This is a genomic window from Streptomyces chiangmaiensis, from assembly GCF_036281785.1.
In the GTDB taxonomy this organism is placed as follows: domain Bacteria; phylum Actinomycetota; class Actinomycetes; order Streptomycetales; family Streptomycetaceae; genus Streptomyces; species Streptomyces chiangmaiensis.
The window spans coordinates 1-731 of the sequence record NZ_JAYWVC010000687.1; the positions used below are offsets into that span (position 1 = coordinate 1).

At 68.7% G+C, this 731-nt stretch carries 1 protein-coding gene; it reads right to left on the minus strand.

Features of this window, described 5'->3' with window-relative positions; all coding sequences use genetic code 11:
* Positions 1–44: 44 nt before the first annotated feature.
* On the minus strand, positions 45–731 hold a 687-nt coding region (locus tag VXC91_RS46430; RefSeq protein WP_329513341.1), incomplete at its 5' end, for an HARBI1 family protein.

Genomic DNA, 731 nt, shown 5'->3' on the forward strand with positions numbered 1-731 from the left:
TGAGCCCTTCTCGGTAACGTCTCGTGACGGTTTGTGATCTTCGTTCAGGTGGTAGGGCCGTGTTCGAGCTGGAGCAGGACGAGGGCGGCTCGGGCGATCCGGGTGATGGCCGCGGGGTCGAGGCTGACCCTGCGCAGGGCCTTGAAGGTGACCTTCAGCAGGGCGTTGGCGCGCTCGGCGACACCGTGGATGCCGCGGATGACGGCGTTGAACGTCCGCTGTTCTTCGGTGAGTTCGCCTCCCTTGGGCTTCTTGATGGGATGGCGGAAGCTGTCGGCGGCGTTCTCGTAGCCGAGGTCGGTCAGGGTGGGGATGCCCAGGGTGGCGGCGAGCCGGTTCAGGGCGTCGATCAGGCCGTGGGCGCGGGCGCAGGTGGTGTCGTGCTCGCGGCCGGGGCGGACCGGGGAGACCCACAGCGGCCAGCCGTCCGGGGCAGCAATGACCTGCACGTTCCCTCCGTGATGCTTGTGTTTTCCGGACCACCAAAGGTCGGCTTTGTTGGGGCCGGCGGCGGCCACGCGGTCGGTGCGGATGACGGTGCCGTCGAGGTTGAGGTGGGTATACCCGGCGGCCGCCGCGCGCTCAAGAGCAGTGGACAGATCGGGCGCGTGGTCGGCCAGCACGGTCAGCCCCTCGTGCAGGTAGCGATACGCGGTCGGCACCGAAATGCCGTTGTCCCGGGCGAGTTGGGCCAGCCGGGTGTCGTCGACGAACCAGCGCAGCACGAGCAC